Raw genomic sequence first — 4,756 nt, forward strand, 5'->3', positions numbered from 1 at the left:
GCCTCAATACATCGCTATGCCTCTCTAGAGGAGATGCATACAAATAAGAGTAGTTATATCTATTCTTTAAATGGTAAATGGAAATTTCATTATGCTAATGGGTTTAATCAATTAATTAAAGATTTTTCTAACAAGGATTACAACAGTGATAACTGGGATGAAATCAATGTTCCTGGACATATTCAGTTACAGGGGTATGGAACGCCTATGTATGTCAATCAGATCTATCCTTGGTCTGCCACAGAACAAATCATACCAGGAGAGATTCCAGAACATAATCCAATTGGCAGCTATATTACATATTTTGATAGTTCAGTTATTAAAGATAAAACAGATGTTTATATTACTTTTAAAGGTGTAGAATCCGCAATGGCTTTATGGGTTAATGGAACTTTTGTAGGCTATAGTGAAGATACTTTTACACCATCACGCTTTAATATTACTTCTTTGATAGAAGAAGGAAAGAATAAGATTGCAGTGAATGTGTATCGCTTTAGTAGCGGTAGCTGGCTTGAGGACCAGGATTTCTGGCGTTTCTCAGGAATATTTAGAGATGTAGAATTAGAAATGGTGCCTCATACACACTTGGAAGATATAAAGGTACTTACACATTTGAATGACACCTATGATCATGCTGTCGTAGAAGTGAATCCAACTGTTATTCACCCCGTAAAAGTTATTTATACATTGAAATATAAAGATGAAATTATTGCAAGTGAAACAAAAGAAGATAGTTCATCTCTTCAATTTGAATTAGATCATCCTCATTTATGGTCTGCAGAAAAACCACACCTTTATACATTGATTATTGAAGTAATGGATGAAGAAGGTTTAGTAGAATGCATCAGCCAGCAGGTCGGTGTAAGAGAATTTAAAATCATAAATGGTATTATGTGTATCAATGGGCAGAGAATCATCTTCCACGGTGTTAATAGACATGAATTTTCTGCTTATACAGGTAGACATGTATCTTATGAAGAAACAAAACAGGATATCTTAAATATGAAGGCACACAATATCAATGCGTTACGTACATCACACTATCCTAATCAATCTTTCGTCTATGATCTATGTGATGAATATGGACTTTATGTCATTGATGAAGTGAACCTAGAAACACATGGTACATGGAGTGAGTACTTTGACAAGGAACATATTATTCCTGATAATAAGCCTGAATGGTTAGATATAATTCTAGATCGTGCAAATTCAATGTATGAAAGAGACAAGAATCATCCTTCTATTATTATATGGTCTTTAGGTAATGAATCTCACGGAGGTAAGAATCTCTATGAAATGTCTCAATTCTTAAGAAACAAAGACCAATCACGTGTTATTCATTATGAAGGTATCTCCCATGATCGTTCTTACAATGAGACAAGTGATATTGAAAGTCAGATGTATACATATGTGAAAGATATAGAAAAGTACTTGACTACACATCAGGACAAACCGTTCATTCTATGTGAATATGCACACTCAATGGGTAATAGTAATGGTGCTTTATTTAAGTATATTGATTTAGAAAAGAAATATCCTCTTTATCAGGGTGGTTTTATCTGGGATTATATCGATCAGGCATTATATCATGATGGAAAACTCTGTTATGGAGGAGATTTTAAAGAAAGACCAAGTGATTATGATTTCTGTGGCAATGGATTAGTCTTTGCGAATCGTAAGAATACTCCTAAGATGCAGGAAGTAAAGTATTGTTATCAATATGTAGATTTCACAATCAATGAACAGGAAATCAAATTAGATAATAGATACTTATTTACTGATTTGAATGAATACACTTTACAGATTGATTTATTATGTGACGGCTATGTCATTAAATCACAGAATGTTATTGTTGCATGTGCACCACAAAACACAACTACAATTAAAAATCCGTTTGTGGTTGAAGATAACAAAGAATATGCATTGAATATTTATCTAAAGAAAGATAATCAAGTCTATGCATATGAACAGTACATTTATGATTATGAACCTCAAACAGTAAAGAATTCTTCTTTACCAGTTAAGGTGGTAGAAGACTATTTAAATGTTGGTGTAGTAGGGAAGGACTTCAATGTCATCTTCTCAAAACAGAAGGGATTAGTGTCTTATCGTTATCATCAAGAAGAATACATTCGTGTGCCTGTAAAACCGAACTTCTTTAGAGCTTCTACAAATAATGATGTGGAAAATAAATATGGCTATCGCTATGGGGAATGGTTAACTGCAAGTTTATATGCTAAATGTCAATTTGTGAGAGTAGTTAAAGAAGAAACATCATGCAAGATTGAATATACATATGATTTACCTCGTTTAGGAGATGAACTACTTTATCTTACATATATTGTATATGGTGATGGAAAAGTAGAAGTAGATATGTCTTATCAGCCTCTTGCATCCAATATTGAAATGCCTGCATTCGGCCTATTATTCCAGTTATATAAGGATATGGAGCATGTCTCATATTATGGATTTGGTCCAGAAGAAAACTATATAGATAGAAATAAAGGGGCAATACTTGGAAGATATGATTATAATGTCACAGACAACTGTACACCTTATCTCTACCCACAGGAATGTGGCAATAGAACACATGTTAAGGAAGTGTTGATTCGTGGTGGAAATAAGGTATTATTATTAGAGGGCGATGATTTTGAAATGTCAGCTTTACATTACACACCTTATGAATTAGAAAATGCACGTCATCATGATGAATTGCCTGAAGCATATCAGACAGTATTATGTATTAATGAGAAGCAGATGGGTGTTGCAGGAGATGATACATGGGGTGCTAAGACACATGAAGAATTCTTGTTAGATAAGAATAAGCATCATCTACACTTTGCATTTAAAGGAGAATAATCAATGAAGTTTATATTTGTAAGACATGGTAAAACACACTTTAATGAAATCAATTTAACACAGGGATGGTGTGATTCACCTTTATCAAAATTAGGCGTTAAACAGGTAGAAAACATGTCTTTACAATTAAAGGACTATAGTATAAACAAGGCTTATACATCACCACTTGGAAGAGCGGTAGAAACATCAGAGATTATACTTCAAGGTCATAATATTGTACCTATTTATGACAAACGTTTGAAAGAAGTGAATTTTGGAATCTTAGAAGGTATTAACACATTATTTGTTAAAGAATTGCATATAGATGCGCCTAATTGGATGGATACGCTCGAAATGGATTATCGACCATATGAGGGAGAAGATCTCCATGATGTGATTAATAAACATATAGAATCCATTAATGACATCATTGCATCAAGTAAAGAAGATGATACAGTACTTATTGTTGGACATGGCTGTTCACTTTATGGATTAGTTAAAACACTTATACCTCATGATGAACGTTTAAGATTTCCAGATAATGCGACAGCAATCATAGTGGATTATAAAGAAGGACATTATTCACTCGATACTATTCTGAATGCAGTCTATTAAGTAACATTTCAAGTCATCCTTTTATAATAATAAGGAGACAATATGAAGTACGATTTTGTAACAATCATTGATAGAAAAGGAAAAGATGCCATGGCCTTGGATGCAGTAGGGTCTCAAGAAGGTCATGTCAAGAAGCCTACTTTCCCTAAAGAAGGTTTTAGTATTATTCCAATGTGGGTGGCTGATATGAATTTTGCGACAGCACCAAGTGTAATGAATGCTCTCAATAAACGTCTCGCACATCCGCTATTTGGTTATTTTTATCCATCTGATGATTATTATGAAGCCATCATGTATTGGCAGAAGACAAGAAACAATATTCATGATTTAAAGAAAGAGTATATTGGTTACGAAAATGGTGTTTTAGGGTGCCTAGCAAGTGCCATTCATGCCTTTACAAAGCCGGGAGACAAGATTCTCTTCCATAGTCCTACTTATGTAGGTTTTTCCACTGTGTTAAATGATACAAATCGAGTGGCTGAATTAAGTCCTCTTGTAAAGGATAAAGAGGGTGTGTGGCGCATGGATTATCAGGACATGGACAAGCGTATCAAAGACAATAACATTCGCTTAGCGGTTCTCTGTTCTCCTCATAATCCATGTGGACGTGTATGGGAAAAAGAAGAACTTGAACAGGCAATGAATGTTTTCAAAGAAAATGATGTCATTGTCGTATCAGATGAAATATGGTCAGACATTGTATTTGCAGGATATAAGCATATTCCTACTTATAGTATTAGTGAAGATGCTAAAAGACGCACAATCTCTATTTATGCACCAAGTAAGACATTTAACTTAGCGGGACTTATTGGCGGCTATCATATTATTTGTGATGACTATTTAAGAGAACAGCTCAACAAAGTAGCTACTTCGACACATTACAACAGTATGAACGTTTTATCTATGCATGCTTTAATAGGTGCCTATCGTGAAGAATCTATTGAATGGGTGGATGAATTAAATCAGGTACTTGAACAGAATATGAAATATACCTATGACTTTATTAAAAACAATGTAGAAGGTATTGAAGTATCTCAATCGCAGGGGACTTATATGGTGTTCCTACATTGTGAAGACTACTGTCTAAAGAATCATCTGACTATTGATGATCTTATTCAAAAAGGATGGGATGTAGGTGTAGACTGGCAAAGTGGCGTTCAGTTCCATGATCCATGGGGTATAAGACTCAACATTGCATTACCACATCCATTATTACAGGAAGCCATGCAAAGATTAAAAGAATACGTATTCTAATACGAAAAGGACAGCCTCTCAGCTGTCCTTTAATAATAGGTAAAAAAAA

At 34.2% G+C, this 4,756-nt stretch carries 3 protein-coding genes; all 3 read left to right on the forward strand.

All coding sequences use genetic code 11. The features are described from left to right. The coding region (locus B2S90_RS05290; RefSeq protein ID WP_286696654.1) for a glycoside hydrolase family 2 TIM barrel-domain containing protein at positions 1-2,859 on the forward strand (2,859 nt) is incomplete at its 5' end. Positions 2,860-2,862: 3 nt separating this feature from the next. Then, positions 2,863-3,453, forward strand: a complete 591-nt coding sequence (locus B2S90_RS05295; RefSeq protein WP_055233173.1) for a histidine phosphatase family protein — start codon at positions 2,863-2,865, stop codon at positions 3,451-3,453. A gap of 42 nt (positions 3,454-3,495) precedes the next feature. Continuing rightward, positions 3,496-4,707: a MalY/PatB family protein gene (locus B2S90_RS05300; protein WP_278861337.1), complete on the forward strand. Its 1,212-nt coding sequence runs from the start codon at positions 3,496-3,498 to the stop codon at positions 4,705-4,707. The last annotated feature ends 49 nt before the right edge of the window (positions 4,708-4,756 follow it).

The organism is Catenibacterium sp. UBA627 (genome assembly GCF_002299355.1).
GTDB classification, from domain to species: Bacteria; Bacillota_I; Bacilli_A; order Erysipelotrichales; family Coprobacillaceae; genus Catenibacterium; species Catenibacterium mitsuoka.